This window comes from Streptomyces sp. YS-3, from assembly GCF_045257485.1.
Taxonomy (GTDB): Bacteria; Actinomycetota; Actinomycetes; order Streptomycetales; family Streptomycetaceae; genus Streptomyces.
This window is the reverse complement of sequence record NZ_JBJHPC010000319.1, coordinates 1-8,396: the sequence shown is the minus strand read 5'-3', so window position 1 is coordinate 8,396 and position 8,396 is coordinate 1. Positions and strand designations below refer to the sequence as shown.

Genomic DNA, 8,396 nt, shown 5'->3' with positions numbered 1-8,396 from the left:
CGGTGGCGGGGTGTGGGGGTACGGTGACGGGTCCGGCAGCCCGTAACCGCCGGGGTACGGAGGCTGCGGCGGGTAGTCGTGTGCGGCCGACGGCGAGCCGTAGCCACCTGCTTGCGCCGGGCCATGCTGCCCATAGACGTCGGGCCGAGCGGGACCCGCTGGCCCGTAACTCCCGGGCGAGGCATATGGGTTGCCCGGCACCGGCTCCTGCGGCGGTTGCTCTCTGGGTGGGTGGCTCACAGCGCTGATTCCCCCGAACTCGCTGGTGACATCGCCAGGTTGGCGACTCGGGGTCTTTCTATCACTCCGATCAACTGACACCGCACGGTGAAATGGTGGGGTCCGATCCCACCTACGGTCGGGGGCGCGATCGGTGTCGCACGCCGGGCAATCCACACAAACCTGGGCGCGAACCTGCACTCCGGCGCATGACGGCTCAGCCCTTGCTGATCCGTACCGTGTCGCCCGCCGGGCCGCCCGCCAGGATGTCGATACGGGTCCCCGTGGCGGGGTCGGTGAAGCTCTGCCCGGGGGCGCGGGCGGCCAGGTCCAGTTCGGTGCAGCCGGTGGGTACGGTGGCGGGGTGCGTGGGGGCGATCCGGATCGGGCCCTCACCGGTCGCGGCGGCCGAGTCGACCTTGTAGACGAGCACGCCGGTGGAGCAGGCGGCGGCGTCGTTGCCCTCGGCGCGGCGCGACTCCGCCACGTACGCGGTCGTCCCGCCGGTACGCAGAACGGCGATCTTCGTGCCGCCCGGGCGTTCCACCGGGGTGAGGCGGACGGTGCGCTGCCCCGGCGCCGCCAGACAGGCCACCTGGTCGTCGCGGAGCCAGCCGAGCTTCCAGGAGTGCCAGCCGAGGTACTGCGGGGCGGGTCCCGCGATGTCGCCCATGACGTCCCAGCCGCCCGCGTACTGGTGGGTGGCCCCGGTGAAGGAGTACAGGTCCGGCAGACCGAAGGTGTGGGCGGTCTCGTGGTCGGCGACCTTGGGGCCCCAGTGCCACATGTCCTGGCCGAAGGTGACGGCCCACTTCACCCGGGTGCCGTCCGCCGTGATGCCGGCGGTGGCCGGGTCGTAGAGGTAGGTCGGGGAGAACGGGATGGCCGTCGCCGCCCGGGTGGGGACGACGTACACCATGTCGTACCGCGAGAAGTCGGCGTACGGGTCGGCGGCGGCGACCGCGTCGCGCACGTACTTCTCGTGGGCCTCGAAGGTGATGCCGCGCGCGAAGCCGTACGAGGTGGAGGCCGCGGGCATCCGTATCCAGCGGCGCAGCGGGGTGAGGGCGAGGCGGGAGCTGCCGTGGCTGGCCGTCCGCATCCAGTCGGCGGCCGGGGCGAGTTGGGCGGCGTACGGGTCGGTGGAGCCGGTCTCCGGTGTGTCGGGGAAGTCGACGAACAGGGTGAGGACGCGGTGGGTGCCGGTGGACTTCTGGAACTGGGTGCGGTCGGTGTCGTGGCCCTCGTCGGTCCAGCCCGTGCGGCCGGGCAGCGCGCAGTCGGAGGCGGGCGCGGGGTGCGGGCGGGGTGCGGCGGCAGCCGCGCCGCCCCCGGCCAGACACAGGGCGAGGGCGGCGGCAGCGGTGGCGAGGGGGCGTGATCGCGGTGCGCGGACGGGCATGGTCTTCCTCCGGGGGGTCGGGACGGAACAAGTGGTCAGGCGCGTCCTGCGGCCAGGTCCATCAGACGGGAGAGGACCCGGCCGCCCGAGGCGGTGAGTCCGTCGTGCTCCCACTCGTTGGTGACCCAGACCCGGCAGGCGCCGACCTGGCGCGCGGTGCGCAGCGAGAGCCCCGCGTCCACGTACATGTCGTCGTGGTAGACGACCGCGGCGAGCGGCACCTCGTTGGCGGCGAGCCGGCCGGTGTCGTACAGCGACGGCCAGTGGGTGCGTCCGGCCAGCAGTTCGGCGGCCTGGGCGAAGGGGCGCAGGGCCGCGATCTCCTGGAACATCCAGGGGTAGATCATCTCGCCGGTGAGGAGGAGCGGATCGGCGTCGTCGGCGAACTCGGGGAAGTCCCGGAGCGCGCGGTCGGCGGCCCAGCCGGTGGGCTCGGCGCCCTGCCCGTAAAGGGTCTCCTGGAGTATGGCGAAGAGGGGGTTGCCGGTGAAGCCGGTCATGCCCAGCACCTGGTGGAGGAAGGTGTCGCTCAACTCCCCCTCGGTGTCGAGGGCTTCGTCGAGCAGCCAGTGCACTCGCTCGAAGCCGTCACCCATACCGAGGGCGAGGCCGAGGGTGCGCAGACGCCGTGGGGTGAGCCGGTCGCCGTCGGGCAGGCGTACGTCGCCGGCCGAGAGGAGGTCCGCGATACGGCGCAGACGCGCGGCATCCTCGGGATAGCGGGCGTAGAACTCCAGGACCCGGTCGCGCACCCGGGGGTAGGTGCGGGCGTACACGTCGTCGGCGGTGGCCGTCGGACCGGGCAGACCGCCGGCCACATAGCAGGCGCGCAACCCCTCGGGGGCCTGGGACAGATAGGTGAGGGTGAGGAAGCCGCCGTAGCTCTGGCCGAGGGTCTCCCAGGGTTCGTCGCCGCACAGCCGGCGCCGGATCAGCTCGGCGTCGGCGACGATCGCGTCGGCCCGGAAGTGCGCCAGGTGGTCGGCGAAGGCGGCCGGGGAGGGGAAGCCCGCGGCCGTGCGGCCGGTGACGGGGGTGGAGCGGCCGGTGCCGCGCTGGTCGAGCAGGAGCACCCGGTGGGTGCGCAGGGCGTGCTCCAGCCATCCCGGTGAACCGGCGGACGGCCGTGGCGACTTGCCGCCGGGTCCGCCCTGGAGGTAGAGGAGCCAGGGCAGCCGTTCGCCCGCCCGGGCGCGGTCGACGACCTCACGGGCGAAGACCTCAAGGGTCGGCCCGTGCGGGTCGCTGTGGTCCAGCGGAACGGTGAAGACATGGTCGACGGTTGCGTACGCCGGGTTCATGGGTGCCTTTCGCGACGCGGGCGGCGGTGTGTGCCGGATGTGGGTGCCGGGTGCCGGGTGCCGGGTGGGAGAGCCGGTGCCCTACGGGTCACACGGTCCGCTACGGCGCAAGGGTGTAGGTGCGGCTGGAGGTGTAGAAGTCCAGGGCGGCGCGGCCCTGTTCGCGCGGTCCGTGGCTGGAGTCCTTGGTGCCGCCGAACGGCAGGTGGAAGTCCACGCCGGTGGAGGGCGCGTTGACGCGGATCATGCCGCTGTCGAGCCGGTCCAGGCCGTGCAGTGCGGTGTCCAGGTCCGCGGTGTGCACCGAGGTGACCAGGCCGTACGGAACCGAGTTGGTGATCCGTACCGCGTGGGCGAGGTCGTCGGCGGGCAGCAGGGCGGCGATGGGCCCGAAGACCTCTTCGCACAGCAGCGGATGTCCGGGGCCGGCCTTCTCCACCAGGGTCGGTGCGGTGTACCAGCCCGGGTGCCGGGGCGCGGTCCCTCCGGCGAGCACGGAGAGGCCACGGGAGGCCTCGCCCACGCGGTCGCGGGCGCGCTCGTCGATGAGCGGCCCGCAGACGGTGTCCGCCGAGGCGGGGTCGCCGACCGGCAGTGACCGCAGGGCCGCGGCGAGCGCCTCGCGCAGCGGGTCGAGAGCGGCTCCGACGGCGATGACGCGGCTGGTGGCGGTGCACTTCTGGCCCGCGTATCCGGCGATCGCCGCGGCGAGGTGGGCGGCGGCCCGGCCCATGTCGGCGTCCGGCAGGACGATCGCGGCGTTCAGGCCGCCCATCTCGGCCTGGGCCGCGACACCCCGCCCGGTGGCGGTCCGTGCCACCGCCCGGCCGACGGCGGTCGAGCCGGTGAAGGAGACGACGTCGGCGCTGCGGACGAGCGCGTCCCCTTCGGCAGCCGCACCGGGCACCACCGTGAACACCCCGGCGGGCAGGGCCTGGTGGAGGAGCTCGGCCAGACGCAGGGCGCAGGCCGTGGCCTCGGGAGCGGGCTTGAGTACCACGGTGTTGCCGACGGCGAGCGCCGGGGCCGCCTTCCAGCTCGGGATGGCGAAGGGGAAGTTCCACGGTGTGATGAGCCCGGCGACGCCGTGCGGGCGGCGGCGGGTGAGGAGCAGCCCGGACCCGGCGGCGGGTTCGTGCACCGTGCCGACGGCCTCGTAGGGGGCCTGGGCGTAGTAGCGCCAGATGGCGACGGTACGGGCGACCTCGGCCCGGGCCTCGGTGAGCGGCTTGCCCACCTCGCGCACGGCGAGCGCGGCCAGTTCGTCCGCGGCGGCCTCGATCACCCCGGCGGCGGCGCCGAGCGCGGCCGAACGCGCGGCGGCCCCGCTGTCCAGCCACCCGGGCTGGACCGCTCGGGCGCGCTCCACGGCGTCGGCGGTGGCACGCGGGCCGGGAGCGGGGATCCGGACGAGGACGTCGGCGGGGTCGGCCGGGTTGCGGGAGATGAGAGGGGTGGCGTCAGCGGTCACGGGAGGAGTCCTCCAGGGGAAAGGGACGTACGGCCAGGTCGGTCGTCGCCGTGCGGAGCTCGGGAGAGGTTCCGCTCGGCCCGGAGCTCTGGGCGGGCGGGCAGTAATATTTCACATTGCACTCTGCTGGCCAAGAGGCGGCTCCTCGTGAGCCGTTGGGACACGAGTGGATAAAGGAGTGGCCGAGGGGTTGTCAGTACAATTTCACATTACTATGTTACAGGTCACATTCCAGCCGCTCTGGCTGTCGGACTGCTCTCGCGCTCTCGGAGTGACCACTGATGAACAAGCGCACTCTCACCGCCCTCGCCACCGCCCTGGCCGCCTCCCTCGCCCTGGGGGCGACCGGCTGCTCGAAGACCAAGCACGCGGACGCGGGCCCGGACGCCGGAAAGAACCCGGCGACCGCCAACGCGGGCACCGTGGTGGGCGGCACCCCCCAGAAGGGCGGCACCCTGACCGTGCTGTCCAACCAGGACTTCACCCACCTCGACCCCGCCCGCAACTGGGTGATGAACGACATGGACTTCGGGACCCGGATGCTCTACCGCACCCTGGTCACCTACAAGGCGGCCCCAGGCACCGGCGGCAGTGAGCTCGTCCCCGACCTCGCCACCGATCTGGGCACCTCCTCCAACGGCGCGAAGACCTGGACCTTCCATCTCAAGCCGGGGGTCACCTACGAGGACGGCAGCCCCGTCACCGCCCAGGACGTCAAGTACAACGTCGAGCGCTCCTTCTCCCCCGACCTGCCCGGCGGCGCCGACTACGCGGCGCGCTACCTCGCCGGCGCAGACGGCTACCAGGGCCCGGCCCAGGGCAAGCACCTGGACTCCGTCAAGACGCCGGACGACCACACGATCGTCTTCGAACTGCGCAAGCCCTTCGCGGAGTTCCCCAACGCCACCGTGATGCCGACCTTCGCGCCGGTGCCCAAGGCGCAGGACAAGGGGCCGCAGTACGACAACCGGCCGTTCTCCTCGGGGCCGTACAAGATCGAGTCGTATGAGCGGGGCAAGAAGCTGGTGCTGGTGCGCAACACCCACTGGGACGCCGCCACCGACCAGGTGCGCAAGGCCTACCCGGACAGACTCGTGATGGTCATGGGGCTCAAGGCCAACCAGATCGACGACCGGCTCATCGCCTCCCAGGGCGCGGACGCCTCCGCGGTCTCCTGGGGCGCGCTGCGTCCGGAGAGCGCGGCGAAGGTGCTGCCCAGCGCCGAGGTCCGCAAGCGGCTCATCGCCGAGTCCACCAACTGCACGGACATGGTCCAGATGAACACCGGCCACGCCCCCTTCGACGATGTGAAGGTCCGTCAGGCCGTGCAGTACGCCCTCGACAAGGACGCCGTCCTCACCGCGTCCGGAGGGCCCGCCTTCAACGACCCCTCCACCGCGTACATGCCCGCCTCCCTCTTCGGCGGCAAGCAGCCCGACACCGCGAAGGTGCCCGTGGCCGGTGACGTGGCGAAGGCCAAGGAGCTTCTGAAGGAGGCGAACAAGCCGGACGGCTTCAGCACCAAGATGACCGTCTCCACCGGTGACAAGGGGCGCGGCGAGGCCATCCAGCAGGCGCTCGCCAAGGCCGGGATCAAGGTCACCATCGAGACCGTCGACCCGTCCGCGTTCTACGCGACGATCGGCGACACCAAGAACCGGACCGACATCGTCTACACGGGCTGGTGTCCCGACTACCCCTCGGGCTCCACGTTCCTGCCCTTCGTCTTCGACGGCCGCTACATCAAGGAGAAGGGCAACTCCGGCAACCACTCGCTCTTCCGCGACGACGCGACCATGAAGAAGATGGACGAGATCTCCGCCATGACGGACGCCAAGCAGGCCAACGCCGCCTGGCAGCAGCTCGACGGCGAGATCCTCGCCAAGGCCCCGGCCGTCCCCGTCCTGGTGCGCCGCTGGCCGCTGGTGCTCGGCACCAACATCGCGGGCGCCTACGGCCAGACCTCCTTCGGCGGTCAGCTCGACTACGCCACGGTCGGCCTCAAGGACCCCTCGAAGAGCCAGGGCTGAGGACCAGTTCCGACCATGACCACGACCACGACCCTCGTACCCGAGGCCGCCCCGGCCGGCCACGGCCCCTGGCAGCTGGCCCGCGCGGAACTGCGCCGCCGTATCTCCGTCAAGATCTCCCTCGCCGTCGTCGCCCTCTTCGTCGTCATGGCAGCCGCCGCCCCGCTGCTGAGCAGGCTGGGCGGCTGGTCGCCCGAGGAGTTCGACAAGACGGCCATCGACCCCTACCTCGGCGGCCAGCCGCTCGGAACCCTCGGCGGGATCTCCGCCGACCACTGGCTGGGCGTGGAGCCCGTCACCGGCCGCGACCTGTTCGCCCGGGTGGTGCACGGCGCCCAGGTCTCCCTGCTGATCGCCTTCACCGCGACCGCGATCGTCGTCGTCGCGGGCACGGCCGCCGGGATCGCGGCCGGTTACTTCGGCGGGCGCACCGACACGGTCCTCAGCAGGCTCATGGACCTGACCATGTCCTTTCCCTCCCTCATCTTCATGATCGCGATGATGTCGGTGGCCAAGGACGTCAACCGCATCGCCCTGATGACCGCGGTGATCGGGCTGTTCGGCTGGCCCGGCATCGCCCGTGTCGTCCGCGGTCAGACCCTCTCGCTCAAGCACCGCGAGTACGTCGACGCGGCGCGGGTCAACGGAGCGGGCCCCTGGCGGATCCTCACCCGCGACATCCTGCCGGGCGTCGCGGGGCCCGTCATCGCGTACACCACCCTCATCATCCCGGGCATGATCGCCACCGAGGCGGCCCTGAGCTACCTCGGCGTCGGCGTCCGCCCGCCCACGCCCTCCTGGGGCCAGATGATCGCCGAGAGCGTCGCCTTCTACGACACGGACCCCATGTACTTCGTCATCCCGAGCACCTGCCTCTTCCTAACGGTGCTCGCCTTCACCCTGCTCGGCGACGCGCTGCGCGACATCCTCGACCCGAGGGGAAGCCGCTCATGATCTTCTACATCGGCCGCCGGCTGCTCGGGGTGAGCGGTGTCCTGATCGCGATCGCCGCCGTCACCTTCACCATCTTCTACGTCCTGCCCTCCGACCCGGCCGCCGCGGCCTGCGGCAAGTCGTGCAGCGTCGAGCGCCTGGCCGCGATCCGCACCCACATGGGGCTGGACCAGCCGCTGTGGCAGCAGTTCTGGCACTTCGCCTCCGGTATCTTCACCGGCCGCACCATGGGAAGCGGCCAGTACGCGCTGCACTGCGACTTCCCGTGCCTGGGCTACTCGTACGAGAACAGCGAGTCGGTGTGGGGCCTGCTGATGGACCGGCTCCCCGTCTCCGCCTCCCTGGCGCTCGGCGCGGCCGTCCTGTGGCTGGTGCTCGGGCTGACCGCCGGGGTCACCGCGGCCCTGCGCAAGGACACCCTGACGGACAAGGTCCTGATGGTCGGCGCGGTCGCCGCCGCCTCGCTGCCCGTCTACTTCACCTCGATCATGCTGATCTACGGCCTGATCAGGACGGCGGGCCTGCTGCCCTACCCGCAGTACGTGGCGTTCGGCTCGGACCCCCTGCACTGGGCCTCCAACCTGCTCCTGCCGTGGCTGGCGCTGGCGGTGCTGTACGCGGCCATGTACGCGCGCCAGAGCCGCAGTTCGATGATCGAGACCATGGCGGAGCCGTACATCCGCACCGCCCGCGCCAAGGGCCTGCCCCGCCGCACGGTCGTCGTCAAGCACGGTCTGCGGGCGGGCATGACCCCGATCCTGACCATCTTCGGGATGGATCTGGGCGGCCTGCTGGCGGGCGCGGTGATCACCGAGTCCATCTTCGGGCTGCCCGGCATCGGACGGCTCTTCTACGGCGCCCTGTCCAGCGGCGACCAGCCCGTCATCCTCGGCGTCACCCTGCTCGCCGCCGCCTTCATCGTCGTCGCCAACCTGGCCGTCGACCTGCTCTACGCCGTCGTCGACCCGCGAGTGAGGTACTGATGGACGCGACCCGCCCCACCGCGCCCGCCAGCAGGC

6 protein-coding genes are annotated in these 8,396 nt (G+C 71.7%); 3 read left to right on the top strand and 3 right to left on the bottom strand.

The window, feature by feature from the left end; translation table 11 throughout:
- Positions 1 to 436: 436 nt before the first annotated feature.
- From ACJA3G_RS23420 to ACJA3G_RS23410, 3 genes are all read right to left on the bottom strand, one after another.
- Positions 437 to 1,621 carry a M6 family metalloprotease domain-containing protein gene (locus tag ACJA3G_RS23420; RefSeq protein ID WP_406555000.1) on the bottom strand — a complete coding sequence of 395 codons (1,185 nt, stop codon included), beginning with the start codon at positions 1,619 to 1,621 and terminating at the stop codon, positions 437 to 439.
- Between the two features lie 35 nt (positions 1,622 to 1,656).
- A complete protein-coding gene (locus tag ACJA3G_RS23415) occupies positions 1,657 to 2,922 on the bottom strand; it encodes an alpha/beta fold hydrolase (protein ID WP_406554999.1) in 1,266 nt (421 codons plus the stop codon).
- Positions 2,923 to 3,022: 100 nt separating this feature from the next.
- Positions 3,023 to 4,393 (bottom strand): aldehyde dehydrogenase family protein, encoded by a 1,371-nt coding sequence (locus tag ACJA3G_RS23410; RefSeq protein WP_406554998.1) that lies wholly within the window; start codon positions 4,391 to 4,393, stop codon positions 3,023 to 3,025.
- A gap of 281 nt (positions 4,394 to 4,674) precedes the next feature.
- On the opposite strand from ACJA3G_RS23410, the gene ACJA3G_RS23405 reads away from it, so the two are divergent.
- The 3 genes from ACJA3G_RS23405 to ACJA3G_RS23395 are packed head-to-tail and all read left to right on the top strand — an operon-like array spanning position 4,675 to position 8,360.
- Positions 4,675 to 6,423, top strand: coding sequence for an ABC transporter substrate-binding protein (locus ACJA3G_RS23405; RefSeq protein ID WP_406554997.1), 1,749 nt, complete (start codon positions 4,675 to 4,677; stop codon positions 6,421 to 6,423).
- Positions 6,424 to 6,438: 15 nt separating this feature from the next.
- Positions 6,439 to 7,377, top strand: a complete 939-nt coding sequence (locus ACJA3G_RS23400) for an ABC transporter permease (RefSeq protein ID WP_406554996.1) — start codon at positions 6,439 to 6,441, stop codon at positions 7,375 to 7,377.
- Positions 7,374 to 8,360 (top strand): ABC transporter permease, encoded by a 987-nt coding sequence (locus ACJA3G_RS23395; protein ID WP_406554995.1) that lies wholly within the window; start codon positions 7,374 to 7,376, stop codon positions 8,358 to 8,360. Before ACJA3G_RS23400 ends, ACJA3G_RS23395 begins: the two co-directional genes overlap by 4 nt.
- Positions 8,361 to 8,396 lie beyond the last annotated feature (36 nt).